This is a genomic window from Brevundimonas sp. NIBR10 (genome assembly GCF_027912515.1).
Taxonomy (GTDB): Bacteria; Pseudomonadota; Alphaproteobacteria; order Caulobacterales; family Caulobacteraceae; genus Brevundimonas.
Genome location: NZ_CP115464.1, coordinates 3,499,838 through 3,521,565 on the forward strand (window position 1 = coordinate 3,499,838; position 21,728 = coordinate 3,521,565).

The 21,728-nt window shown below is 68.8% G+C and carries 18 protein-coding genes and 1 tRNA gene; 11 read left to right on the plus strand and 8 right to left on the minus strand.

From position 1 onward, the window contains the following. The first annotated feature begins 41 nt into the window (after positions 1 to 41). Positions 42 to 1,277, plus strand: coding sequence for an NAD(P)/FAD-dependent oxidoreductase (locus tag O5K39_RS17075; protein ID WP_271144799.1), 1,236 nt, complete (start codon positions 42 to 44; stop codon positions 1,275 to 1,277). Here O5K39_RS17075 and O5K39_RS17080 read toward each other — a convergent pair. Both O5K39_RS17080 and O5K39_RS17085 read right to left on the minus strand, forming a co-directional pair. After that, positions 1,240 to 1,316 (minus strand) — tRNA-Lys (locus O5K39_RS17080). The genes O5K39_RS17075 and O5K39_RS17080 overlap by 38 nt on opposite strands. Positions 1,317 to 1,368: 52 nt before the next feature. Beyond that, the gene (locus tag O5K39_RS17085) at positions 1,369 to 3,114 is read right to left on the minus strand and encodes an ATP-binding protein (protein ID WP_271144800.1); all 1,746 of its coding nucleotides are present in this window, start codon (positions 3,112 to 3,114) and stop codon (positions 1,369 to 1,371) included. 129 nt (positions 3,115 to 3,243) lie between these two features. Between O5K39_RS17085 and O5K39_RS17090 the strand changes: the two genes are divergently transcribed. The 3 genes from O5K39_RS17090 to O5K39_RS17100 all read left to right on the plus strand — a co-directional run bounded on the left by O5K39_RS17090 (position 3,244) and on the right by O5K39_RS17100 (position 9,673). After that, positions 3,244 to 3,486, plus strand: a complete 243-nt coding sequence (locus tag O5K39_RS17090) for a hypothetical protein (RefSeq protein ID WP_271144801.1) — start codon at positions 3,244 to 3,246, stop codon at positions 3,484 to 3,486. A gap of 188 nt (positions 3,487 to 3,674) precedes the next feature. Beyond that, positions 3,675 to 5,450, plus strand: a complete 1,776-nt coding sequence (locus tag O5K39_RS17095) for an autotransporter assembly complex family protein (RefSeq protein WP_271147185.1) — start codon at positions 3,675 to 3,677, stop codon at positions 5,448 to 5,450. Further along, complete coding sequence (locus O5K39_RS17100; protein ID WP_271144802.1) at positions 5,447 to 9,673, plus strand: translocation/assembly module TamB domain-containing protein; 4,227 nt, start codon at positions 5,447 to 5,449, stop codon at positions 9,671 to 9,673. The genes O5K39_RS17095 and O5K39_RS17100 overlap by 4 nt, the downstream gene beginning before the upstream one ends. Here the strand turns inward: O5K39_RS17100 and O5K39_RS17105 are convergent. From O5K39_RS17105 to O5K39_RS17115, 3 genes are read right to left on the minus strand one after another with little or no spacing between them, the layout of a single operon-like run. Beyond that, the gene (locus O5K39_RS17105; protein ID WP_271144803.1) at positions 9,670 to 10,146 is read right to left on the minus strand and encodes an SMI1/KNR4 family protein; all 477 of its coding nucleotides are present in this window, start codon (positions 10,144 to 10,146) and stop codon (positions 9,670 to 9,672) included. The genes O5K39_RS17100 and O5K39_RS17105 overlap by 4 nt on opposite strands. Beyond that, positions 10,143 to 10,598 carry an arsenate reductase family protein gene (locus O5K39_RS17110; protein WP_348637116.1) on the minus strand — a complete coding sequence of 152 codons (456 nt, stop codon included), beginning with the start codon at positions 10,596 to 10,598 and terminating at the stop codon, positions 10,143 to 10,145. Before O5K39_RS17110 ends, O5K39_RS17105 begins: the two co-directional genes overlap by 4 nt. Then, positions 10,487 to 10,993 (minus strand): hypothetical protein, encoded by a 507-nt coding sequence (locus O5K39_RS17115; protein WP_271144805.1) that lies wholly within the window; start codon positions 10,991 to 10,993, stop codon positions 10,487 to 10,489. The genes O5K39_RS17110 and O5K39_RS17115 overlap by 112 nt, the downstream gene beginning before the upstream one ends. 120 nt (positions 10,994 to 11,113) lie before the next feature. Here O5K39_RS17115 and O5K39_RS17120 point away from each other — a divergent pair, with 120 nt between their 5' ends. The 6 genes from O5K39_RS17120 (at position 11,114) to O5K39_RS17145 (ending at position 18,031) form a co-directional block, all read left to right on the plus strand. Continuing rightward, complete coding sequence (locus O5K39_RS17120) at positions 11,114 to 12,364, plus strand: hydrolase (protein WP_271144806.1); 1,251 nt, start codon at positions 11,114 to 11,116, stop codon at positions 12,362 to 12,364. Next, positions 12,365 to 13,372, plus strand: a complete 1,008-nt coding sequence (locus O5K39_RS17125) for an arginine N-succinyltransferase (RefSeq protein ID WP_271144807.1) — start codon at positions 12,365 to 12,367, stop codon at positions 13,370 to 13,372. An 8-nt stretch (positions 13,373 to 13,380) separates the two neighbouring features. Beyond that, entirely contained in the window at positions 13,381 to 14,796 is a 1,416-nt protein-coding gene (gene astD, locus O5K39_RS17130) for a succinylglutamate-semialdehyde dehydrogenase (RefSeq protein WP_271144808.1), read from the plus strand. A gap of 178 nt (positions 14,797 to 14,974) precedes the next feature. Continuing rightward, positions 14,975 to 16,306 carry an N-succinylarginine dihydrolase gene (gene astB / locus O5K39_RS17135; protein WP_271144809.1) on the plus strand — a complete coding sequence of 444 codons (1,332 nt, stop codon included), beginning with the start codon at positions 14,975 to 14,977 and terminating at the stop codon, positions 16,304 to 16,306. Between the two features lie 4 nt (positions 16,307 to 16,310). After that, entirely contained in the window at positions 16,311 to 16,745 is a 435-nt protein-coding gene (locus tag O5K39_RS17140; protein ID WP_271144810.1) for a hypothetical protein, read from the plus strand. Continuing rightward, entirely contained in the window at positions 16,742 to 18,031 is a 1,290-nt protein-coding gene (locus O5K39_RS17145; protein WP_271144811.1) for an MFS transporter, read from the plus strand. Before O5K39_RS17140 ends, O5K39_RS17145 begins: the two co-directional genes overlap by 4 nt. Before the next feature lie 205 nt (positions 18,032 to 18,236). On the opposite strand, the gene phhA is transcribed toward O5K39_RS17145, so the two are convergent. Next, on the minus strand, positions 18,237 to 19,112 hold the full coding sequence (gene phhA, locus O5K39_RS17150) for a phenylalanine 4-monooxygenase (RefSeq protein ID WP_271144812.1): 876 nt from the start codon (positions 19,110 to 19,112) through the stop codon (positions 18,237 to 18,239). 69 nt (positions 19,113 to 19,181) lie between these two features. After that, the gene (gene hspQ / locus O5K39_RS17155; RefSeq protein WP_271144813.1) at positions 19,182 to 19,511 is read right to left on the minus strand and encodes a heat shock protein HspQ; all 330 of its coding nucleotides are present in this window, start codon (positions 19,509 to 19,511) and stop codon (positions 19,182 to 19,184) included. 149 nt (positions 19,512 to 19,660) lie between these two features. Here hspQ and O5K39_RS17160 point away from each other — a divergent pair, with 149 nt between their 5' ends. Then, positions 19,661 to 20,821, plus strand: a complete 1,161-nt coding sequence (locus O5K39_RS17160) for a Ppx/GppA phosphatase family protein (RefSeq protein ID WP_271144814.1) — start codon at positions 19,661 to 19,663, stop codon at positions 20,819 to 20,821. Here the strand turns inward: O5K39_RS17160 and O5K39_RS17165 are convergent. Beyond that, positions 20,800 to 21,720 carry a peptidylprolyl isomerase gene (locus O5K39_RS17165; RefSeq protein ID WP_271144815.1) on the minus strand — a complete coding sequence of 307 codons (921 nt, stop codon included), beginning with the start codon at positions 21,718 to 21,720 and terminating at the stop codon, positions 20,800 to 20,802. The genes O5K39_RS17160 and O5K39_RS17165 overlap by 22 nt on opposite strands. Positions 21,721 to 21,728 lie beyond the last annotated feature (8 nt).

Sequence of the window (21,728 nt, forward strand, 5' to 3'; positions counted from 1 at the left end):
CGATTAATTGATCAGTGATTAACAACTGCAAAGGGATGGATATGGCGGAATCCAGAGGGCGTATTGCGGTCATCGGGGCGGGTCCGGGGGGCATGGCAGCAGCCCTCGCCCTGATCCGTCAGGGGTTCGAGGTTTCGATCTATGAGCGGTTTGCCGAGGTCAAGGCGGCCGGAAACATCCTCAACCTGTGGCCGCCGCCCCAGAAAGTTCTGAAGATCATCGGTGTCGATACGACCGACCTCGGGGCCCCCTGCCACACGATCTTCGCCAACGCCAAAGGCCGGATGCGCGCCGACGTGAGGCTACCGGCCGAGGTCGAGGAAGAGTATGGCGGCGGCTTCATCGGCCTGCTTCGGTGGGGTCTCTATCAGCGCATGCTGGCGGCCTTGCCCGAGGGCGTCCTCCGGCTGAACCACAACCTGACGGGTCTGGAGGATCTGGGCGAGACGGTGAAACTGACCTTTGAAGGTCGCGACCCGGTCGTCGCCGACCTCGTGATCGGCGCAGACGGCATCAATTCATCTGTCCGGAAGTCGCTGTGGGGCGACGCCCCCATCCGACGGCAGTTTCTCCATCTGGTCGGCGGCTGGCTCTACGATGAGCGCGGAGCATCGGGCGAAGGTGTGATCTCGCACAACCGCACGACCCAGGTCAGCTACACCCCGATCCGTCATGAGGGCCAGTGGGGCTTTGAATGGTGGGTGCTGGAAGCGTTCAGGGACAGGGACCCGGTTCTGGTCGACCTCCTCGGCTTCTGCCAGAAGCGCGCCGTTGAGTTCTCGCCGCTCGTCCGGGAACTGATCGACCGGACGCCGGTCGAAAACATGCAGCGATGGGAAATCCGCGATCGCCCGCCGATCAGGCAATGGTCCAGGGGCCGTGCGACCCTGGTCGGCGACGCCGCCCACCCGACGTCACCCTACGCGGCCTACGGCGCCGGCATGTCGATCGAGGACGGCTATTTTCTGGCCCGGGAACTGGGCGCGATCGATATCCATGACACCGAGGCGGTCCATGGTGCCCTGCAAGCCTACGAAGATCGGCGCAAACCCCATACGGCCTATGTGTCGCAACTTGCGTACAAGGTCGGCCGGATGTTCCACCATCTGCCCGGGCCCTTACGGCCGTTGCGGGACCTGATCTTCGACCGGACCCCATTCCTGCAAAGGATGGTGGGCGACCAGATGCCGGCACAGATCCTCAGCCAGCTGGCTGAAATCGAGGAAGGCGAACAGCCGATGGTACGTCCTCTCGGGCTCGAACCGAGGACCCTCTGATTAAAAGTCAGATGCTCTAACCAACTGAGCTAAGGACGCGCACTATCGGGTGGGCCTTCTGTTCGATCGCGGCCGCCGGGTCAAGACCGGATCAGGCGGCCTGTACCAGTTCGTCGGTCTCGACAGCCGGCGTGCAGGCCTCCGCCAGGGTCCGGGCCAGCAGGACGGGGTCGATCGGCTTGGTCAGGAAGGCCTGGGCCCCGACCTCGTCCCAGGCGGCGCGATGGACGTCCATGGCGTTGGCGGTCAGGGCGATCAGGGGCGTGTCGCGGTTCACGCCGCTGCTGCGGATCCCGCGCGAGGCCTCAAGCCCGTCCATGACCGGCATCTGCATATCCATCAGGATGGCGTCGAACACCTGGGTCTGACAGATGGCGACGGCCTCGGCCCCGTTCTCGACCAGGGTCAGCACGCAGCCGTGCGGTTCAAGCAGCAGGCTGAGGATACGACGGTTCACCGCATGATCGTCGGCCGCCAGCACCTGACGGCCGCGCAGGGCCCCCGCGTCGGCGACCCGACGGGCCTTGTCCTGGGCCGGGGCCATGACGACGGCCTCGGCCGGCAGGCGCACGGTAAAGGTCGAGCCCTGGCCGACCACGCTGGTCACCGTCAGGTCACCGCCCATCATCTCGGCGAGGCGACGGCTGATGGCCAGCCCAAGGCCGGTGCCGCCGTAGCGTCGCGTCGTGCCGACGTCGGCCTGCTCGAAACTGTCGAAGATATGGGCCAGTCGGTCTTCGGGGATGCCGCAGCCGGTGTCGGCGACGGCCAGGATCAGGGCCGCGTTCGGCGCGTCCCACGCGACGCTCACCGTCACCTCCCCTTCGCGGGTGAACTTCAGGGCATTGGACAGCAGGTTGAACAGGATCTGCTGGAAGCGCAGGGCATCGGTCACCACGCCGTCAGGCGTGTCGTCGGCGATGTCGAATCGTAAGGTGACGCCGCCCGCCTCGGCCTTGGGTTCCCACAGCCGTTGAAGCGACGTCAGCCGCGCCCTTACGTCCATCGGGGCCTGCTCCAGATGCATCTTGCCGGCCTCGATCTTGGAAAAGTCGAGCACGTCATTGAGCAGTCCGACCAGAACGTCGCCCGCATCGATCAGCATCATCACATGCTCGCGCTGTTCGGCGTCCAGCCGGGTCCGGCGCAACAGGTTGGCCGCCGAGATCACCGCATTCATGGGCGTGCGGATTTCGTGGCTGACGACGGCGAGGAAGTCGGACTTGGCGGCGCTGGCGGCATCGGCCTTGTGCCGGGCCTCGCGGGCCTCGGCATTGGCGGCCTGGAGGCCCGAGGTGGTCGCCGAACTCTGGCGGACCGCGACGACCAGATGGCTCATGTAGAGCAGGCCGCCGACCGTGATCAGCAGTTCGGCCGGGCGCCGCTCCAGAATGGCCGTCGCGACGGGCAGGCCGACGAAATACAGGGCGTGGGGAATGACAGCCGACAGCAGCAGGGCGCGCGTGTGGTGCATGTGCAGGCTGACGTGCAGCAAGCCGCCGGCGGCCTGGATCATCGCAAAGATGCGACCTTCCTCGCCGCCGTAGAACCACAGATAGCCGGTCATCCCGGAGTAGACGACGACATTGAGCGACGCCATCACGCAGCAGGCGATCTTGTAGGCCGGCGACGGTACCTGCTCCGGCGCGCGCCGGAGGTCTCGACAGAGCCACCAGTCCGCACCCTGGCTGGCCAGAACGACGACGATCCAGACGGCCGGCCAGATCGACGGGGCCAGGATCCAGCCCACGAAACCGATGAAGGCGGCGAGCGCCAGCCGGGAGCCCAGCTCGCGGGCGCGCACCTGTGCGGCCATGGCGTATCCGGAAGTCGTCATGGGGCCTCGCTTCGCATCGCACTGTTGTACGAGCCAAACACCAAGGATTCGTTGCCTTGGACGGCCGATCACCGCTATGGAACGGCTCTGTCCGGGGCGCATTATCGCGAAGTTCCGGGGAAGACATCGATGATCAAAAGACTCGTTCTGGCTCTCGCCTTCGGCACCGTCGCCCTCGCCGGCTGCGATGAGCCTCGTCCTGCTCAGGAAGAGACCGCGCCGCCGCCCATGGAGGCTCCGGTTCCGCCGCCGGTCGAGACCCCGGTGCCGACCACGCCACCGCCCTCGGCGACGGACACCTCGACCCTGCCCGCCGACCAGCGGGCTTCCGAAGAAACGGTCAAACCCGAGAGCGAGACGCTGTTCTACTGACCGCCGCCTCAGACCGGTGCCTTATGGGTGCCACGACGGGGTGATTTCACCCGCACGCGTCACCTGGGTGACGCGTTGACGAAGGTTCGGGATTGATCGCACGGCCCTCCCCGCAGTCCGGTTGGAACGCGACCGTCGCACGCGCTCCGCAGTCGGCTGCGATCGGCGGCGTCGCGCTGGCGCTATTGATGATGGTGGCTCCGGCCCATGCCGACCCCAAGGCCCAGATTCGCGGTGACCTGGACGATACCTTGAGGGCCCAGCTTGTCCGTGCCGTGGGCGAGGCCGACGGCGCGCCTACCAACCGTTTCGAGGCCCGCCGACGCGCCCGCTCCGCGGTCGAGGCCGCCGAGGCCCTGCTGCGCTCCGAAGGCTACTACCAGCCGACGCTGGATGATGTGGTCGAGGGCGACGAGAATCCGGTCGCGATCGTCTCGGTCATCCCCGGCCGGCGCTTCCTGCTCGGCCCGCCGGCCATCGAATGGATCGCACCCGAGCCGGAACGGGGGGCGGCCGCCGCGGCCGCCGCCGAGGTCGGCCTGACGCCCGGCGATCCCGGCCGCGCCGTCGACGTCATCGCGGGCGAGGGCCGGATCGTCGCGGGTCTGACCCGCCGGGGCTATGCCGATGCGGCGACCCAGCCCCGCAGGGTGGTCGTCGACCATGCCGCCTTCACCGTTCAGCCTACCTATCGCGTCGTCTCCGGTCCGATGGTCCGGCTGGACGGAATCAGACTCGAGACCGAGGGTCGGACACGCCAGAACTGGGTCGCGGGCCTCGCTCCCTGGGCAGAGGGCGACCGGTTCGATCCGGACAAGGTCGCGGAACTGGAACGCCGCCTGCTGGACACCGGAGTCTATGACACCGTCGGCGTCGCCCTGGCCCCGGCGGACCAGACCAATCCGGCCGGCAACCGCCCCGTCGTCGTCACCCTCGCCGATCGGCCGAGGCGTGTGCTCGAGGCCGGGATCACCCTGTCCACCGCCCAGGCGACGGTGACGACCGGCGCGACGACTTCGGTCACCGGCGGCTCGGCCGTCGAGGCGATCTCGACCTGGTACAACCGCTTCGGCCGCGCCGACACCCTGCGCTGGCAGGCCCGGATCGCCACGATCGACAGCCGTCTGGGCGTCGACCTCTCCCTGCCCCACTGGCGCCGGCCGGCCCAGACGCTGAAGCTGACCACCGCCCTGGTGAACGAGAACACCGACGCCTACAGCCGCCTCGCCGCGACGGTGTCCGCCGACCTCCAGCAGCGGATCGGCAAGACCTCCTGGATCAGCTATGGCGTCGGCCTGGACGTCGGTCAGTATGACGAGAGCCGCTTCGACCCGGTCACCCTCGCGCCGATCCGCATGAACCGCGACCTGGCCATCCTGACGGGACGCGCCGGAGCCTATCTGGATCGCTCCAACGACCCGCTGAACCCGACGGCGGGCTACCGCTTCACCCTGAACGTCCAGCCGACGGCTGTGGCCGGTGACGACACGGTGCTGTTCCTGCGGACGGAAACCCAGGCCACCTTGTATCGCCCCGTGATGGACCGCACCGTGCTGGCCGGGCGCATCCGGCTGGGGTCCATCCTGGGCGGGGACGAGCTGACGGTGCCGGCCGATCGCCTGTTCTATTCCGGCGGCGGCGGGTCCGTGCGCGGCTACGGCTATCAGGACGTCGGTCCCCGCCTGCCCGACAACACGCCGCGCGGCGGGATATCCCTGTTCGAGACCTCGCTGGAGGTGCGTCGCGACATCGGCCAGAGCTTCGGCGCCGTGGCCTTCGTCGATGCCGGCGCGATCGGCTTCGACGAAGCCCCGGACCTGTCGAACATGCGCTACGCCGTGGGCGTCGGGGCCCGCTACAAGCTGCCGTTCGGTCCCGTCCGCGCCGACATCGCCTTCCCCATCAGCCCGCGCGAGGGCGATCCGACCTTCCAGGTCTACATCAGCATCGGCCAGGCGTTTTGACCGACCCGACCGCGCCAGAACCTGAAACCGAGACGCCCGCCACGGTCGAGAAACGCCGTCGCACCCGGCTGCAGCTCGCTGCCTTCATAGGCGGGATCACGGCGGCCGTTCTGGCCGTTCTGGTCCTGGTGCTGCTGGTCGGCGGCCGGATGTATCTGCTGTCCGACTCCGGGCGCGGCCTGGTCACCTCCTTCATCGCCGGCAAGAAGATCAGCCGCTATGGCCGCATCAACGTCGAGGGCGTCACCGGCGACCTGTTCGACGACTTCACCATCCGCCGCCTGACCATCACCGACCAGAAGGGCGTCTGGCTCGAGGCGGCCGACGTCCGGGTCGACTGGTCCTATCCGGCCCTGATCGCGCGCCGCTTCCACGCCACCGACATCAGTGCCCGCACGATCCGCCTGGTCCGCCGCCCCGAACTCGATCCGCCGGACGGCAAGCCTCCCCAGCCCATGCCCATCTCGGTCGACATCGACAAGTTCGCGGCCAACGTCGAACTGCTGGAGGGCTTCTCCAAGGAATACGGCCGCTGGCGTCTGACCGGCTCGGCCGAGGTCCCGCGCTCGGGCGCCAAACAGGCGACCGTCAATGCCTACAGCCTGAACCGGCCGGGCGATTTCCTGCGCATCGACGCCACCCTCGGCGCGAAGATCGAGGACACCCGGCTGAACCTCCGGGCCAACGAGGCGCAAGGCGGACCCATCGCCGGGGCCCTCGGCTATTCACCGGACCAGCAATTCACCGCCGCCGCCCTGGTCAATGGCGAGATCGTCGATGCCGTGGTCCGCACCGGCAGCTTCACCCCCCTGACCATCAAGGGCCACTACGGCAAGGCGGGTTCGCGGATCAGCGGCTATGCCGACTTCAGCGGCTCGGACCTGCTGGAGCCCTTCGTCGAGCGTATCGGCCGCACCGCCCGCTTCGGCTTCGCCGCCGTGCCGGATGCCAACCGCAAGGACGTCCAGGGCGTCGCCTGGCGGCTGATGGCCGAGAACCTGACGTCGAGCGCCCAAGGGCTGATCGACCTTTCCGACCGCTCCGCCCCTGACGGCGTGAAGGTCGAGGTCTCGACCCCGTCGCTGAGCCGGTTGATCAAGTTCAGACTGGCGGGCCCGGCCGCCTGGAGCGGGGTCTTCACCGGCGACGCCTCGACATGGGCGCTCGACGGCCGCGTCGATCTGCAGAACACCGACCTCATCAGCTATCGCTCCGCCCGGATCGCCGGCCCCCTGAACGTGCGCGCCGCCGCCGGTCGCTACGACATTGATACCGACGCCCAGGTCACCGGCGGCGTCACCGAGGGGTTGATCGGCGCCCTTCTGGGCTCCACCCCTCGCATCAGGGCCGAGACCGCCCTGCTCAAGGACGGCGTCTTCCTGTTCGAGAAACTGGACCTGCAAGGTCTGGCCCTGAGCTTCCAGGGTTCGGGCTCCCGCAACCTGCTCGGCGGTCTGGGTTTCCGTGGCAACGCCCGTATCACCGACTTCGGCAAGATCTGGCCTGGGGCCCGGGGTGAAGTCGGCGGTGTCGTCACCGCCCGCGCACCGCCCCGGGGCATGCCCTGGGACCTGACCTTCGACGGGCGCGGCACCCGTATCGTCACGGGCCAGGCCGAGACCGACCGCCTGCTAGGCCCCACGCCCCGCCTGCAGTTCGCCGGCCTGATGCAGAACAACCGGATCGAGGTGAACTCGGCGACGGTCACGGGCGCGTCGGGTACGGCCAACGCCAGGGGTCTGATGGGTTTCGACGGATCGCTGCGGCTTGCGCTCGACTGGAATGCGCGCGGTCCGTTCGGCGTCGGCCCGGTCACCATCGACGGGGCCATGACCGGCGAAGGCGCCCTGACCGGCACCCTGGCCCAGCCCCGCATTGACCTGACCGCCGACTTCGACAAGGTCGCTGCCGGGCCCCTGACTTTGCTGAACACCCACATGATCCTGAGCTTCCGAAAGGGCACCGACGCCTCGGACGGCCGGATCACCCTCGCCGCAGGTTCCAACTACGGCCCCGCCACGGCCTCGGGGAATTTCTTCCTCGGCGGCCCCGCCATCCGGCTGACCGATGTCGATCTGAACGCCGGTGGCGTGGTGGCCCAAGGCGCGATCGCCCTGTCGAACAATGTCCCCTCCAGCGCCGACCTGACCTTCAGCGCCCGGCCCGGTGCCTTCATCACCTCGGGCAGCGCCGAGGGCCGGGTACGCCTGGCCGAAGGGGCCGGAAACGACACCGCCATCCTGGACGTCACCGCCCGAAACGCCCGGCTGGCCGGCACCACCTGGACGGTCCGGACGCTCGACCTGAACGGACGCGGCACCCTTTCGAACCTGCCCTTCACCCTGTCCATGGACGTGGGCGGTGCAACGCCGGTGCAGTTCAACGGCGGCGGGGTCTATTCGCGCAACGACGTGGGCCAGGCCGTGACCCTGCGCGGCGGTGGACGGGTGCGAGAGATCGCTTTCCTGACCCGCAATCCTGCCGTCGTCACCCTGACCGCCGACGGTCACGCCGCCCGGTTCGACCTCGGCATCGGCGGCGGTGTGCTGCAAGGCGAACTGCTCCAGACGGCCGAGGCGGTGGTCCTGAACGCCGACCTGTCCGCCGTGGAACTGGGCTCCATCGCCCCCGATCTGCGCGGCTCGGTCACCGGAAAGATCGCCTTGCGCGGCGCGGGGGCCAGCCTGTCCGGCTCGGCCGACATGGCCCTGGCCCAGGTCCGCAGCCTCGACGCCCCGCGCGGTCTGGCGGTGGACGGCACCGTCAACGCCACCCTGAACGACAGCGTCCTGCGCATCCAGGCGCAGGCCCACGACGACACCGCCGTGCGTGCCAGCGCCGACCTCAGCCTGCCGGTCGAGGCCTCGGCCGCCCCCTTCCGCCTCGCCATCGTCCGCACCCGGCCCATGTCCGGCAAGATCGACCTGCACGGCCAGATCCAGCCCATCTGGGACCTGTTCCTGGGTGGCGAGCGCTCGCTGGCGGGCCAGGTCGACCTGGACGCCACCATCGCCGGCACCATGGCCGCACCGCGCATCAACGGCCGGATGGACGTGGCCCAGGGGTCGTTCCGCGACAACGCCACCGGCGTCACGCTCAACGCCATGACCCTGGCCGGACGTTTCGACGACACCACCGCCCTGGTCGAGACCTTCAGCGCCAACGACGGGTCCGGCGGCACGGTGTCGGGCGACGGCCGCATCGGCCTGCGCGAAGGGTCTGGCTCCAGCTTCGAGCTCAACCTCAACCGCTTCCGCATCATCGACAACGACATCGCCGAGGCCCGCGCCTCGGGCCCCATAACGGTCGTCCGCTCCGAGGGCGGCAACATCCGCCTGGCCGGTCAGATGAACATCGACGAGGCCCGGATCGAGGCCAACCCCCCCGGCTCCAACGGCGTCGTCCGCATGGACGTCATCGAGATCAACAAGCCCGGCGGCGACGAGACCGAGGACCAGCAAGTCCAGCGCCAGCGCGGGCCCCAGTTCAACCTCGACATCGGCCTGCGTTCGGTCGGCGGCAATGTCCGGGTCGTCGGCCGGGGCCTGAACGTCGTGCTGGGCGTCAACGCCCAGGTCACCGGCACCATCGCCCAGCCCAACCTGACCGGCAGCGCCCGCATCGTGCGCGGCGACTATGAGTTCGCCGGCAAGCGCTTCGTCTTCGACGACCGGGGCACGGTGTCCCTGTCGACCGATCCGGCCAGAATCCGCCTGAACCTGTCGGCGGTGCGCGAGGATCCGGCCCTGACCGCCACCATCCGCGTTACCGGCACCGCGGCCGCGCCCGAGATCGCCCTGACCTCGACGCCGCAACTGCCCCAGGACGAGATCCTGGCCCAGGTCCTGTTCGGCCGCTCGGCCTCCCAGCTGTCGCCGTTCGAGGCGGCCCAGCTGGCGGCCGGGGTCGCGTCCCTGGCCGGCGGTGGGGGCTTCGACGTGATCGGCAACCTGCGCGAACTGGCCGGGCTGGACCGGCTGTCCTTCGGCGGCGAGGCCTCGGCCCTGACCGTCGCGGGCGGCCGCTACATCACCAACAATGTCTATCTGGAAATCATCGGCGGGGGCGAGGGCGGCGCGGCCGTGAACCTCGAATGGCAGGTCCGCCGGAACCTGACCGTCAGCTCCAAATTCGGCGGCACGGGCGAAGCGACGCTCTCGATCCGCTGGCGGCGCTCAACGCGGCCGCCGAGGGAGCCGCCTGCGAACCGTGCGACGCCCTAATCTGTGTCGTCGCCCTCGAAGGGATCGACCCAGGGAATAGCATTGAACGCGGCAATCCAGGTCTCGAACGATTCCGCGACCTGACGTGTCTCCCCGGTGTCGTGATCCCAAAGCCAGATAGCCGTCTGGCCGCTTCGTACGCCGAACAGATTTCCGCTGCAGTCAGTCGCAAAGGCCGCGAGCATCGGATCCATCCCGAGCTCACGCCAGTCGAGGGTGACAGAGATCATTTCCTCCGGCGTCAGAAAGTCGCTGACATCTGCCATGTCCCGATCGCCTTCGACGATGCTGTGTAAGAGGGCGACAGTTAAGCCGGGACAGCCCTTCTTGGTGAGAGACTGAACCAGGTCATCAGGCAGGTTGACGCCCAACTTCGTCTCGACATCAACACGCCAATCACCGACCACCCGCTGAGGCGGATAGTCGGGATGGGTCCATTTGGCGATGAAGTCGGCGAAGACGTCTTCGCTCATAGAACCTCCAGCACCCTCTCCACCGGCCTCCCGATCCGGACACCCTTGCCCGTCTCCACGATCGGCCGCTCGACCAGTACCGGCTCGGCGATCATCGCCGCTACGATCGCGGCATCATCCGCCCCGGACGCCAGCAGCGCCCTGGCCCCCTCCTCCTTGGTCCGCAACAGGCCGCGCACGCCACCACCGGTCGCGACCCCCAGCCGCTCCAGCGTCGCAACGTCCCAGCCGACCTTCACGTAATCGACCACCAACGGCGACAGCCCTCGCTCCTTCAACAGAGCGAGGGCCGCGCGCGATGTGCTGCACGTCGGCTTGTGATAGATCGTGACCGACACGCTCAGCGCGCGGCGTCCATCTGAAGCCTGTCCAGGGCCGCGATGCCCTTGAGGCCCGTGACGTGAAGCAGAATTTGGACCACCATGACGGCGCCCGACAGCGCGATCTGCCACATCGGCGTGACCGGCGTTCCGGGGCTCAGGGACGCCGCGAAGGGCGACACCGCCACGCTGACCAGACCCAGGGCCAGCATGGCCAGGAACAGGAAGGCGATCCACTTCTTGGGCGAGCGCCACTGGATAAAGGCAAAGACCGCCTGAACCACGATCAGGGCATAGGTGAACCAGACGGTGCCCTGCATGGTCGCCTCGACCATCGCGCCGGCACCCGGAGTCTGGGCCTCGGCGGCCGCGATGGCCTGTTCGGCGATCTGGGGCTGGGTGGCCAGCCAGACAGCGCCGATGATGCCGACGATCACCCCGATGATGATCGAGATGGCGCTGGCACGGGCGGCCTTTTCGGCCTGGGCTTCGGTCGCCACAGGGGCGTTGGGCAACAGGTGGGTCATCGCTTCCTCTCCAAGAATGTAAAGCGACCTTAACATCGCGTGACGGCGAGTAAAGCCCGGATCTGCATCCTCCGATCGCTGTCCCTTCACCTTTCCAGCCGACCTCGCTAGGGTCCGGCGATGCGGATTCTCCAGCCCGATCAGGCCGTCCTCGACCATGTCGCGGCCAGGGAAGCGACGATCGTGGGCCGGACCCTCGACTGGGCCCAGGTCAACTCCGGCAGTCGAAACATTGACGGCCTGAACGCCATGCTGGACCTGCTCGACACCGAGGCGCGCCGCCTGCCCGCCGAGGTCGTCCGCATCCCGACGCAAGGCTCCACCACCGTCGGCGACGACGGCGCGGTGCAGACCATCGCCCACGCCGACGCCCTGAAGATCACCGCCCGGCCCGACGCGCCGATCCAGGTCGTCCTGACCGGCCACTACGACACCGTCTTCCCCGCCGACAGCCGGTTCCAGTCGGTCCGGGCGCGCCCCGACGGCGCCCTGAACGGTCCCGGCGTCGCCGACATGAAAGGCGGCATCTCGGTCCTGCTGGCGGCTCTGAAAGCCTTCGAGACCCACCCCGACCGCGCCAATCTCGGCTGGACCGTCCTGCTCAGCCCCGACGAGGAGATCGGCTCCCCCGCCTCCGCCCCCCTGCTGGCCCAGCTCGGCGCGGCGGGTCACGTCGGCATGACCTATGAGCCCGCCCTGGCCGACGGCACCATGGCGGGGGCCCGCAAGGGCAGCGGCAACTACCACCTGATCGTCGCCGGCCGCGCCGCCCACGCCGGCCGCGCCTTCCATGAAGGGGCCAACGCCATAGCCGGCGCCGCCATCATCGCCTCAGCCCTGCATGCCCTGAACGGCCGCCGCGACGGCGTCACCATCAATGTCGCCAAGATCAGCGGCGGAGGGGCCCTCAACGTCGTCGCCGACAATGCCGTGGTCCGCTTCAACGTCCGCGTCCCCGATGCGCAATCCGCCGCCTGGATCACCGACGCCGTCGCCGAGATCGTCGCCTCGCCGCCGTTCGAGGGCCTGACGCTGGACCTGCACGGCGGCATGACCCGTGCGCCAAAACCCATGGATGCGTCGCAAACCGCCCTGTTCGAGGCCGTCCGCCAGACCGGTGCCCTGCTCGGCCAGCCCATCGCCTGGACGCCCTCTGGCGGCGTCTGCGAGGGCAACAACCTGCACGCCGCAGGCCTGCCCAACATCGACACCCTCGGCGTCCGGGGCGGCGACATCCACTCGGACCAGGAGTTCGCCTGGCCCGACAGCTTCGTCGAACGCGCCCAGCTCTCGGCCCTGATCCTGTGCAAACTGGCCACCGGCGAGATCGACGCCCACGAACTGAAGCGCCTGCGTCTGGAGACGATGTAGATGCTCGTCGTCCGCCCCGCCGGCCCCGCCGACCTCGACCATCTGCTGGAGCTCGCCATCCTGTCGGGCCCCGGCTTCACCAGCCTGCCCGAAGACCCGGACCAACTGACCGAACGCCTGGACCTCAGCCGCGACAGCTTCACCGGCAGCCTCCCGCCCCAGGAGCGCTGGTACACATTGATGCTCGAGGAGAGCGACACAGGCGACGTCGATGGCATCGGCAGCGTCAAGGCGGCGGTCGGCCTGAAGCGCCCCTTCTTCTCCTACCGCGTCGTCAACAACGCCTCGTCCTCGCCCTCGCTGGACATCAAGATCGAGCACCAGACCCTGGTCCTGGTCAACGAATGCACCGGCTGGTCCGAGGTCGGCTCCCTGTTCCTCAAGGCCGACCGTCGCAAGGGCGGCGCCGGACGCCTGCTGTCCCAGTCGCGCTACATGCTGATCGGCGCCGAGCCCGAACTGTTCGCCGAGACCGTCCTGGCCGAGCTGCGCGGCGTCTTCACCCCCGACGGGGCCTGCCCCTTCTGGGACCATGTGGCCCACAAATTCTTTCCGATGGAGTTCGATCAGGCCGACATGATGACCGGCTCCACCGACAAGCAATTCATCCTCGACCTCGCCCCCCGTCACCCCATCTATGTGAACCTGTTGCCGGAAGCCGCCCGCGCCGTGATCGGCAAGGTCCATCCGCAGGGCGTCCCGGCCATGGCCCTGCTGGAGAGCGAGGGCTTCCGCCCCAACGGCCTCGTCGACATCTTCGACGCCGGTCCGACCGTCAGTTGCCCCCGCGACCATATCCGCACCGTCCGCGACGCCCGCCGCATGACCGTCGCCGTCGCCCCAGAGGTCGAGGCCGAACTGCCGTCGCTGATCTCCACCGACCGCGTCGAGGCGTTCCGCGCCGTCCGCCAGCGCGCTTCGCTGGACGGCGAAACCGCCACCCTCTCGGCCGAAACCGCCGACGCCCTGAAGGTCCGCGCGGGCGACACCGTGCGGATCAAGGCCTGAGTATTCCCATGACCCAGTTCACCTCCACCAACCCCGCCACCGGCGAGACGGTCTGGGAAGGCTCCGCCGCCTCTCCCGTCGAAACCGCTGGCGCCGTCGAGGCCGCCCGCGCCGCCTTCCCCGCCTGGGCCGATCGCCCGCGTCAGGACCGCATCGACGCGATGAAACGCTATCAGGCCGCCCTCAAGGCCCGCGCGCCCGGGATCGCCGAAGCTATCAGTCGCGAGACCGGCAAGGCCCTCTGGGAGACCACCGCCGAACTCGGCTCCATGGCGGGTAAGGTCGACATCTCGATCCGCGCCTATGACGAACGCACCGGCGAGCGCACGACCCAGACCGGGTTCGGTTTGGCCACCCTGCGTCACCGCCCGCACGGGGTGGCGGCGGTGCTGGGCCCGTTCAACTTCCCCGGCCACCTGCCCAACGGCCATATTGTCCCGGCGCTTCTGGCAGGCGACACCGTCGTCTTCAAACCGTCCGAAGAGACGCCCCACACCGGCCAACTGATGGCCGAATGCCTGGCCGAGGCCGACCTGCCCGGCGGCGTGTTCAACATCATCCAGGGCGGCCGAGACACCGGCGCCGCCCTGCTGGACCAGCCGATCGACGCCCTGATGTTCACGGGGTCGGGCGCGGCCGGGGCTCATTTCCGGAGGAAGTTCGCCGACAACCCCCACGTCATCCTCGCCCTCGAACTGGGCGGCAACAACCCGCTGGTCGTCTGGGATGCGGCGGATGCGCAAGCGGTCGCCGGCCTCGTCGTCCAGTCCGCCTTCGTCACCACCGGCCAGCGGTGCAGTTGCGCCCGTCGCCTGATCCTGCCCGAAGGCCCGGCCGGAGACGCCGTGATCGAGGCCGTCAACGCCATGGTCGAGCGGCTGATCTTCGCCCCCTGGAACCAGACTCCGGAGCCTTACGCCGGTCCCCTGATCTCGCCGCGCGCAGCCGCCACCGCCCTGTCCGCCCTTCAGCAACGCATCGACCTCGGCGCGAAAGTCATCCGCCCCTCCGGCCCCATCGACGGTCTGTCAGCGGCCTTCGTCCGTCCCGCCATCATCGACGTGACGGGGGTGGACGTCCCCGACGAGGAGATTTTCGCCCCCTTCCTGTCGATCACCCGCGTCCCGACCTTCGAGGCGGCGATCGCCGCCGCCAACGCCACCCGCTACGGCCTGTCCGCCGGTCTGGTCAGCGACGACCCAGCCAACTGGAACCGTTTCATCCGCCGCATCCGGGCCGGTGTCGTCAACTTCAACCGCCCCACCACGGGCGCGGCCGGCGACATGCCCTTCGGCGGTCTCGGCGACAGCGGCAACCACCGCCCCAGCGCCTGGTACGCCGCCGACTACTGCGCCTATCCGGTGGCCAGTTTCGAGGCTGGATCGTTGAAGAACATCGAGGGCGAGATGCGGGGGCTGAAGTGAGGGCGTCTTCATTCTTCCCCCGCCCTTCGCGGGGGAAGTGGCCCGGCGTCGAGCGTAGCGAGACCAGGGTCGATGGGGGAATTTCGAGTTTCGTGCGCCGGACAAACTGCCCCCATCGTCACTGGATCGGCTGCGCCGATCGACGTGACACTTCCCCCGCTGCGCGGGAGAAGAAAGCGTGACAGCCGTCGAAGCCAACGCCGACGGCCTGATCGGCCCGACCCATTCCTATGCCGGCCTGTCCCCCGGCAATCTCGCCTCCGGCCGAAACAAGGGCGATGCCTCCAACCCCCGAGCCGCCGTCCTGCAAGGCCTGCAGAAGATGAAGCGGCTCGCCGACCTCGGCCTGCCCCAGTTCGTCCTGCCGCCGCACGAACGGCCCGATATCCCCTTCCTGCGCACCCTCGGCTTCACAGGCTCCGACGCCCGGGCGCTGGAACAGGCCTGGAAGGACGCCCCCGCCTTCGCCGCCGCCGCCTGTTCGGCCAGCCCGATGTGGGCCGCCAATGCCGCGACCGTGACGCCCAGCGCGGACAGCGCCGACGGCCGCGTCCACTTCACCCCCGCCAACCTCGTCACCAACCTGCACAGGTCGCTGGAGCACGCCCAGACGAAGCGGTCGCTTCAGGCCCTGTTCCAGCATCCCGACCACCACGCCGTCCACGACGCCCTGCCGTCCGTGGCCCATCTCGCCGACGAGGGCGCCGCCAATCACGTCCGCCTGTGCGCCGATCACGGCGAGCCCGGCGTCAACCTTCTTGTCTGGGGCCGCGACGCGTTTCAAGCCTGGGACGGCCCCTTCCCGGCCCGCCAGACGCGCCAGGCCAGCGAGGCCGTCGCCCGGCGCCATGGCGCGTCGGGCGTCGTGCTGGCCCAGCAGTCCCGCGCCGCCATCGCGGGCGGCACCTTCCACAACGACGTCGTCTGCGTCGGCGCGCTCGACACCCTGTTTCACCATGACCTCGCCTTCGAGGACACGGCCGCCACCCACGCCGCCATCCGCGCGGCCGCACAGGGGTTCGAGCCGATCTTCGTCCAGGTCTCCTCCGCCGACCTGCCGCTGGCCGACGCCATCTCCAGCTATCTGTTCAACTCCATGCTGGTGCGGCTGCCCGGCGAGGATCGCCTGACCCTGATCTGCCCGGTCGAAACGCAGGAAAACCCCCGCGCCCACGCCGTGGCCCAGTCCCTGGCGGCCTCCAACGGATCGATCGGTCGGGTCGAATATGTCGATGTGCGCCAGTCGATGCGCAACGGCGGTGGCCCGGCCTGCCTGCGTCTGCGCGTCGTCCTGACCGAGGCCGAGCTCGACGCAGTCTACGACCCCATGCGGATGAACGACGAACTGTTCGGCGTCCTGAACGACTGGGCCGGCGAACACTACCGCGACCGCCTGACTGCCGCCGATCTCGCCGATCCCGCCCTGCTGGTCGAGACGCGATCAGCGCTGGACAGCCTGACCGCCATCCTCGACCTTGGCGGTTCCTTCTATCCGTTCCAGCGGACCTGAGCCGATGGCGTCCAACCCAATCCTCGTCACGGGAGGCCTGCTCAGCGCGGCGGCCTCGGTCCTGCACCTCGCCGTCATCATCGGCGGCCCGGCCTGGTACCGGTTCTTCGGCGCGGGCGAAGGCATGGCGCGGATGGCCGAGCGCGGCGACTGGAGAGCCGCCGCCATCACCGTCGGTATCGCGGGTGTACTGGCGCTCTGGGCCGCCTACGCCTTTTCCGGCGCGGGTCTGATCGCCCGCCTGCCCCTGCTCAGGACGGGGCTGGTGGTCATTTCAGCGATCTATCTGGTGCGCGGCCTGCTGCTGATTCCTGCGCTGCTCATCAATCAGGGCGGCGTCCAGCCCTTCATCCTGTGGAGCTCCCTGATCGTGCTGGTTTATGGCCTGGCCTACGCGGTCGGGACCTGGATCGCCTGGCCGGGACTGTCCACGCGATGACCGACGCACCCATGACCCCCGCCCGTCGCCTGCGCAACATCGTCGGGGGGTCGGCGGGCAATCTGGTCGAGTGGTTCGACTGGTACGCCTATGCGGCCTTCACCTTGTATTTCGCGCCGCTGTTCTTCCCGGCGGCCAACGATACCGCCGAACTGCTTCAGGCGGCGGCCGTCTTCGCCGTCGGCTTCCTGATGCGCCCGATCGGGGCCTGGATCATGGGGGTCTATGCCGACCGCAAGGGGCGCAAGGCGGGACTGACCCTGTCGGTGACCCTGATGTGTACCGGCTCGCTGATCATCGCCTGCACCCCCACCTATGCGACCATCGGCCTCCTCGCGCCAGGCCTGCTGCTGCTGGCGCGGATGCTTCAGGGCCTGAGCGTCGGCGGCGAGTACGGGTCGTCGGCCACCTATCTGTCGGAGATGGCCACGGCGAAGCATCGCGGCTTCTGGTCCAGCTTCCAGTACGTCACCCTGATCTCGGGCCAGCTGCTGTCGCTCGCCCTGCTGATCCTGCTCCAGAACACCCTGACCGAGGCTCAGCTGTCGAGCTGGGGCTGGCGCGTGCCGTTCTTCGTGGGCGCGGGCCTGGCCGTGGTGGTCTTCTGGCTGCGGCGTCGGCTGGACGAAACCTCGGCCTTCGTCGCCGAGGACACGCAGAAAGCCCCGCGATCCAGCGCCCTGCTGCTGATCCTGAAACACCCGAAGGAGGCCCTGCTGGTCATGGGCCTGACCGCCGGGGGCACCCTCGCCTTCTACACCTACACCACCTACCTGCAGAAATTCCTGACCAATACGGCCGGCTTTCCCAAGGCCACGGCGACCGAGATCAGCGCCGCCGCCCTGTTCGTCTTCATGCTGATCCAGCCCGCCGTCGGGGCCCTGTCGGACCGGATCGGCAGGAAGCCCGTGATGATCGCCTTCGGGGTGCTGGGGGTCCTCTGCACCGTTCCGATCATGACCACCCTGGCGACCACGACCAACCCCCTGACGGCCTTTGCCCTGTCGCTGGCGGCCCTGGTGATCGTCTCGGGCTATACGGCGATCAACGCCGTGGTGAAGGCCGAGCTGTTCCCCGCCCACATCCGCGCCCTGGGCGTCGCCCTGCCCTATGCCATCGCCAATGCGGTGTTCGGCGGCACGGCCGAGTACGTGGCCCTCAAGTTCAAGCTGGAGGGGATCGAGAGCGCCTATTTCTGGTACGTCACGGCGATGATCGGGGTGTCATTGCTCGTGTTCGTGTTCATGCGAGACACCAAGCGCAGGAGCCTGATCGTCCACGACTGAGCACCACTCTTCCCCCGATCGTCACAGGGGAAGTGGCCCGGCGTCGAGCGTAGCGAGACAAGGGTCGATGGGGGAATTTCGAGTTTCGTGCGCCGGACAAACGGCCCCCATCGTCGCTGCCTTCGCTTCGCTCAGGGACGCGACCGTCGTCCGATCGGCTTCGCCGCTCGTTCCTCCACCCCCGCTTCGCGGGAGACGAAGGGGGTCACGCCGCGAACCGCCCGCCCCGCGCCGCATAGGTCTGCGTCCCCCGTGTCAGCACCCGGTCACCTGGCAACACCGCGTCCACGGCGATCTCCGGTGCCCCCCGCAACCGGTCATAGATCGGCGCGAAGTCCTGGAGGGTCGCCGCCTTCAGCGCCTCGATGGAGGGTACGACGAAATAGACCTGCTGGAAGTCGTCGATCCGGTAAAGGGTCCGCATCACCCGCTCCAGGTCGAACGCGATCCGGTTGGGTGAGACGTCTTCCAGCGCGAACACGCTCTCGGTGGCAGACGACACGATCCCGGCACCATAGATGCGCAGGCCCTCGGCACTCTCCATCAGCCCGAACTCGACTGTGTACCAGTACAGCCGCGCCAGCTGGTCCAGCACCCCCAGACCCGCCGCCCTCTGACCGCCGAGGCCGTAAGCCTGCATGTAATCGGCGAAATCGGGGTCGGTCAGCATCGGCACATGGCCGAAGACATCGTGGAAGATGTCCGGCTCTTGCAGGTAATCCAGCTGGTCGGGCTTCCGGATGAACTGGCCCGAGACGAAGCGGCGGTTGGCCAGGTGATCGAAGAAGACGTCATCCGGCACCAGGCCGGGCACGCAATGCACGGTCCACCCGGTCAGGGCCTCGAGCTTGGGATTGATCACCGCGAAGTCGGGGATGCCGCCGGTGTTCAGATCCAGGGCCTTGAGTCCGTTCAGGAAGGCGTCGGACGCCCGGCCCGGCAGGATCTTCATCTGGCGGGCGTACAGGGTGTCCCAGGTGTCGTGCTCGACCTGGGTATAGGCGCGCCAGTTCTGGCTGATGGTCCAGTCGGCGGCGGCGCCCGGCGGGGGCTCGGCGAAGACGTGCTCGAAATCGGACATGGGGATCACGCTCCTTGGCCGGTCAATCTAGGCCGACCGCCAGCGCTTCGCCAGAGCGTCGGTTCGACTTCAGTGAATCGGCTGCATCCGGGGCGCGCGATGGCCCTGATCGTCCAGGGTGAACCATTTGGCTTGGTCCGCCGGCGACAGTTCGGACAGTTCGGTCTCGTGCTCCAGCAAGTCCTCGGCGGCATAGACCAGAAAGCCCGCATCCTCGCCCATGGCCAGCACTCGGTAGAAGGGCTGGTCGCGCAGGTCGGGGCCGGGCTGGCCGTCGGGACCGCCATAAACGGCGTCGACGTCGACGATCACGCCGCGAAACGCCGCTTCCTTGTGGCGGACGATCTGGCCGAGACCGAACCGGGCGGTGCGGGTCATCTCTGTGGAGGACTGGGTCATGACAGGAAAACTACGTGACCGACCCTGAGCGGGATGCTGGCCTCCTTGTTCATCTGGCTGTCATATCGGCTTGTGACGAGTGGCAGGCCGGGTCTAGGTTGCGCGGGACGGGTGCCCTCAACGGTTGCGCCCACTTGAAAGCTCGGCCCATGCCGGAATCCGACGACGCGCCCCGGGGGCGTGGCGATCGGTCCCCGCGCCGACGGCCTCGAAACGCGCCTCCGGCAGAGCCCGGGGGCGTGGCGACAGGCTTCGGTGGCTCCGGTCGCGACGCGCCCCTCTATGGCGCGCTCGATCTGGGGACCAACAATTGCCGGCTGCTGATCGCACGGCCGATGCGCGACGGCTTTCGGGTCGTCGACAGTTTCAGCCGGATCGTGCGTCTGGGCGAGGGCCTGTCGCAATCGGGCCGACTCGAGCCCGCCGCCATGGACCGGGCCTATGACGCCCTGGCCGCCTGCGCCGAGCGGGTGGTGCGCAAGGGACTGGACTCGCACCGCCTGACCGCCGTCGCCACCCAGGCCTGTCGCCAGGCTGAGAACGGCGAGGCCTTCATCGAACGCGTCCGGCTGGGCACCGGTCTGCGGCTCAGGATCATCGATCCGGCCGAGGAGGCCCGGCTGTCGGTGCGCGGCTGCCTCAACCTGTTCGATCCCCGGGCCGAGGCTGTGCTGGTCATCGACGTCGGCGGCGGTTCGACCGAGCTGTCATGGCTGAAGAAGGTCGGGCGCGAGATGGAGACCGTGGGCTGGATGTCGGCCCCGATCGGGGTCGTCACCCTGGCCGAACGTCACCCCGAGCCGATCGGATCGGGTGCCGACTGGTACGAGGCCATGGTCGCGGACGTCGAGACGGCGCTGGCGGCAGGCGGCTTCGCGGACCCTGAGATCACCAGGCTGTTCGCCGCCGGAAGGGGGCATATCGTCGGGACGTCGGGGGCGATCACCAGCCTGGCGGGGATCCATCTGAACCTGCGCCGCTATCAGCGCGACCGGATCGACGGCCTGTGGATGACGCGGGGCCAGTGCGATGCGGCGACGGCGCGACTTCAGGCCCTTGGGCCGATCGGACGGGCGGCCGAGGCCTGTATCGGGCCGGACCGGGCCGATCTGGTGCTGGCGGGTGCCGCGATCCTGGAGGCCGTGCAAAGGGCCTGGCCCTGTGACCGGGTGCGGGTCGCCGACCGGGGCCTGCGCGAAGGCCTGTTGCTGGATGCCATGCGGGGCGAGCGCAAGCCCTCACGGCGACGGCGCAGCCATCGGCGCTGCCAGGGGTCGTCAGGCCGGGATCAGGCGGCGGGCGGCGACTGAGTCGGTGGGGCCGGAGGCTGGCCCGTCACCTGGGCCGGCAGCATGATGTCACAGACCGAAAAGTCCGCCCCCCGGGCTGCCCGGGTCTCGGCGGCGAGGGCCTGGAAGCGGGGCGAGGCGGTGTCCAGCACCAGGGCCGTCGGCCGTTCGGCCTCGGGCAGGTCGGCGGCGATACGGACGCGGGTCATGCGGTCGGGATCGGTGACCATGCCACCGTCGCCCTCGCCCACCTTGATCGACCTGACGACGTCGAGCCCCGACACCACCATGCCCCAGACGCTGTAGCGCTTGTCCAACGAGGGATAGGGCTGGCGCATCAGGAAGAACTGGGAGTTGGCGCTGTCGGGGGCGTCGTCACGGGCCATGCCGGCGACGCCCGGGCAGTACAGGCCCCAGCCGTGGACCTTGCGGTCGGCGGTCGTGGCCATCACCGCGTCGGGCTGGGTCTGGACCGGCAGGGAATGCAGGAAGCCGACCTGGGCCCCGGCCGGGGCAGCGACGGGGGTGAAGCCCATTTCGGGACCGCGCCGGAAGGTGAACTCGGCCTTGAGGTCGGGATAGGCCGACTGGCCCTCGCCGGTGCCCAGCGGATCGCCGGTCTGGGCCATGAACTGGTCGATGACGCGGTGCCAGACGATGCCGTCGAAGAAGCCGGCGCGGGTCAGAAGCCGCATCCGGTCGACGTGCAGGGGGGCGATCTCGGGGATCAGCTCGACCATGATCCGGCCCTTGGTCGTGTCGATGACCATCAGGTTCTCCGGCGGCACGGCACGCCATTCGCTGGGAGGCGTGACGGCCGGGGGGGCGGGCGGCGGCGGGGGCGTCTCGGTCGTCTGGGCCAGGACGGGCCCGGCCAGCAGGACGGCGAGGGACGACAGGATCAGGGCCGGGTTGCGCATCGTGTCTC